The sequence below is a fragment of the Brevibacterium sp. ZH18 genome, from assembly GCF_022748595.1.
GTDB lineage: Bacteria > Actinomycetota > Actinomycetes > Actinomycetales > Brevibacteriaceae > Brevibacterium.
This window is the reverse complement of the sequence record NZ_JALDSX010000121.1, coordinates 1-376: the sequence shown is the minus strand read 5'-3', so window position 1 is coordinate 376 and position 376 is coordinate 1. Positions and strand designations below refer to the sequence as shown.

Here is a 376-nt window from a genome sequence, read left to right as displayed (position 1 = left end):
TCGAAGAGCGCATTGGCCCGATATGCCTCAACGAGATCGGTATCAGGGACAGGCGCGGCCAGCCACCGGTAGTAGGGCTGGCGGGAGAGCTTCAATACCCGGCACGACACCGCCACGGGGATCCCGTCGACGGCGAGCTCTCTCACGAGCGGGTAGAGCCTTTTGACGGCAGGTTCGCCTGTGACAGATAGGCGACCGCGCGGCGCAGGACCTCGTTCTCCTGCTCCAGCAGGCGAGTCCGTCGCCGTAGTTCTCGCAGTTCTGCTGATTCGTCGCTGGTGTTGCCGGGTTTGTTGCCGGCATCGATTTCTGCTTGGCGGAGCCATTTGTTCAGGGTGCCTTCATGGATCCCGAAGTCCTTGGCGATCTGTCCGAT

The 376-nt window shown here is 62.2% G+C and carries 1 pseudogene; it reads right to left on the bottom strand.

Features of this window, described 5'->3' with window-relative positions:
- Positions 1-142 precede the first annotated feature (142 nt).
- Positions 143-376, bottom strand: a pseudogene (locus tag MPN20_RS17205) (hypothetical protein); the annotation flags it as partial.